This is a genomic window from Geodermatophilus siccatus (genome assembly GCF_900103785.1).
GTDB classification, from domain to species: domain Bacteria; phylum Actinomycetota; class Actinomycetes; order Mycobacteriales; family Geodermatophilaceae; genus Geodermatophilus; species Geodermatophilus siccatus.
Genome location: NZ_FNHE01000031.1, coordinates 1 through 2945, shown reverse-complemented (window position 1 = coordinate 2945; position 2945 = coordinate 1). Strand labels below are relative to the sequence as shown.

Below are 2945 nucleotides of genomic sequence, written 5' to 3'. Positions count from 1 at the left end.
ACCCGGCAGGGGTTGTGGAGGCGGGGTCGTGGGACCGTCCAGCCAGTTCTGCCGGACTGGCGGGGAGTGAGAAAGCGCTGTCGTTAGTGGAAGGCCTCTGGAAGGGGTCGCCGCAGAGGGTGAGAGCCCCGTACACGAAAACGCAGCGCCTCCCGGACGTGTTTCCCAAGTAGCACCGAGCCCGTGGAATTCGGTGTGAATCCGGCGGGACCACCCGCTAAGCCTGAATACTCCCTGGTGACCGATAGCGGACGAGTACCGTGAGGGAAAGGTGAAAAGTACCCCGGGAGGGGAGTGAAATAGTACCTGAAACCGTGTGCCTACAAGCCGTGAGAGCCGTGAAGCCGCACCTTCGGTGCGGGCGGTGATTGCGTGCCTTTTGAAGAATGAGCCTGCGAGTTAGTGGTACGTGGCGAGGTTAACCCGTGGGGGGTAGCCGTAGCGAAAGCGAGTCCGAACAGGGCGTGCCAGTCGCGTGCTCTAGACCCGAAGCCGAGTGATCTACCCATGGCCAGGTTGAAGCGCGGGTAAGACCGCGTGGAGGACCGAACCCACCAGGGTTGAAAACCTGGGGGATGAGCTGTGGGTAGGGGTGAAAGGCCAATCAAACTCGGTGATAGCTGGTTCTCCCCGAAATGCATTTAGGTGCAGCGTCGCGTGTTTCTTGCCGGAGGTAGAGCACTGGATGGCCGATGGGCCCCACAAGGTTACTGACGTCAACCAAACTCCGAATGCCGGTAAGTGAGAGCGCGGCAGTGAGACTGCGGGCGATAAGGTTCGTAGTCGAGAGGGAAACAGCCCAGATCATCGGCTAAGGCCCCTAAGCGTGTGCTAAGTGGAAAAGGATGTGGGATCGCAGAGACAACCAGGAGGTTGGCTTAGAAGCAGCCATCCTTGAAAGAGTGCGTAATAGCTCACTGGTCAAGTGGTTCCGCGCCGACAATGTAGCGGGGCTCAAGCACACCGCCGAAGCCGTGGCACTCCGCCGTGCGCCCGCCGGTTCTTCCTCGGGAGGCCGGCCAGGTGGCGGGGTGGGTAGGGGAGCGTCGTGTGGCGGGTGAAGCGGCGGAGGGATCCAGCCGTGGACGCCACGCGAGTGAGAATGCAGGCATGAGTAGCGAGAGGGGAGTGAGAACCTCCCCCGCCGGAAGACCAAGGGTTCCTGGGCCAGGCTAATCCGCCCAGGGTGAGTCGGGACCTAAGGCGAGGCCGACAGGCGTAGTCGATGGACAACGGGTTGATATTCCCGTACCCGCGAAGGAACGCCCATGCTGAACCCAGTGATGCTGACCGCCCGAAGCCGGCCGATCCACTTGTGGAGAGGTCGGGGGAGCGCGGGACCCGAGCTGGTAGTAGGCAAGCGATGGGGTGACGCAGGAAGGTAGTCCTACCGGTGAGTGGTAGTACCGGTGCAAGGGTGTGGCCCGCGCCATAGGCAAATCCGTGGCGCACGAGGGTGAGGCCTGACGCATAGCCGATTGCGGTGAATGGGATGATCCTATGCTGCCGAGAAAAGCCTCTAGCGAGTTCCGAGCGGCCCGTACCCCAAACCAACTCAGGTGGTCAGGTAGAGAATACCGAGGCGATCGAGCGAACTGTGGTTAAGGAACTCGGCAAAATGCCCCCGTAACTTCGGGAGAAGGGGGGCCGTCTGCTGTCAACACCCGCGCGGTGGGCAGCGGTGGGCGGCCGCAGAGACCAGTGAGAAGCGACTGTTTACTAAAAACACAGGTCCGTGCGAAGTCGTAAGACGAGGTATACGGACTGACGCCTGCCCGGTGCTGGAACGTTAAGGGGACGGGTTAGCTACATCTGTGGCGAAGCTCAGAACTCAAGCGCCAGTAAACGGCGGTGGTAACTATAACCATCCTAAGGTAGCGAAATTCCTTGTCGGGTAAGTTCCGACCTGCACGAATGGCGTAACGACTTCTCAGCTGTCTCAACCACAGGCTCGGCGAAATTGCACTACGAGTAAAGATGCTCGTTACGCGCGGCAGGACGGAAAGACCCCGGGACCTTCACTACAGCTTGATATTGGTGTTCGGTTCGGCTTGTGTAGGATAGGTGGGAGACTGGGAAGCGGGCACGCCAGTGTTCGTGGAGTCGCCGTTGAAATACCACTCTGGTCGAATTGGATGTCTAACCTCGGTCCGTGATCCGGATCAGGAACAGTGTCAGGTGGGTAGTTTAACTGGGGCGGTTGCCTCCCAAAGTGTAACGGAGGCGCCCAAAGGTTCCCTCAGCCTGGTTGGCAATCAGGTGTCGAGTGCAAGTGCACAAGGGAGCTTGACTGTGAGACCGACGGGTCGAGCAGGAGCGAAAGCTGGGACTAGTGACCCGGCACCGGCATGTGGAAGCGGTGTCGCTCAACGGATAAAAGGTACCCCGGGGATAACAGGCTGATCTTCCCCAAGAGTCCATATCGACGGGATGGTTTGGCACCTCGATGTCGGCTCGTCGCATCCTGGGGCTGGAGTAGGTCCCAAGGGTTGGGCTGTTCGCCCATTAAAGCGGTACGCGAGCTGGGTTTAGAACGTCGTGAGACAGTTCGGTCCCTATCCGCCGTGCGCGTAAGAGACTTGCGAAGAGCTGTCCCTAGTACGAGAGGACCGGGACGGACGAACCTCTGGTGTGCCAGTTGTACCGCCAGGTGCACGGCTGGTTGGCTACGTTCGGCAGGGATAACCGCTGAAAGCATCTAAGCGGGAAGCTCGCTTCAAGATGAGGTCTCTCACCGGGTGTAACCGGGTAAGGCCCCCGCCCAGACCAGCGGGTTGATAGGCCGGAGGTGGAAGCACCGCGAGGTGTGGAGCTGACCGGTACTAACAGGCCGAGGGCTTGACCACACGACCACACCATCCCCCACCTGCGCGCGGGGGCGGTCGAAGCAGAAAGCAGTCACGCGTCCACTGTGCGGTTCTGAACGCACCAACCCCACGCCCGAA

The 2945-nt window shown here is 60.4% G+C and carries 1 rRNA gene; it reads left to right on the top strand.

Annotated features, from left to right (window positions below):
* A 23S ribosomal RNA gene (locus BLS21_RS24380) occupies positions 1-2846 on the top strand; the annotation flags it as partial.
* Between the last annotated feature and the right edge of the window lie 99 nt (positions 2847-2945).